Here is a 229-nt window from a genome sequence, read left to right on the forward strand (position 1 = left end):
GAACATATCGATCTGCATCAGATCATAGGGATTTTGCGGCGCAAGCAATGGCGCGAAAATCGCAGCCAGCACCAGCAAGACACAGAAAATCAGGCCGATTGTCGCTTTCGGGCTGTGTAGAATTCCGGACACAGCCGTTGAGACCATGCCTTCACCAAAGAGACGTTGTGTGAGAGTGGTCATCAGCGTTTGCTCCGGATACGTGGATCAAGAAGCGAATAGAGGACAT

1 pseudogene is annotated in these 229 nt (G+C 51.1%); it reads right to left on the reverse strand.

Going from position 1 to position 229, the window contains the following annotated elements:
* Positions 1–183, reverse strand: a pseudogene (locus HBA93_RS24025) (ABC transporter permease); the annotation flags it as partial.
* Positions 184–229 lie beyond the last annotated feature (46 nt).

The organism is Ochrobactrum sp. SFR4, from assembly GCF_019730395.1.
Classification (GTDB): domain Bacteria; phylum Pseudomonadota; class Alphaproteobacteria; order Rhizobiales; family Rhizobiaceae; genus Pseudochrobactrum.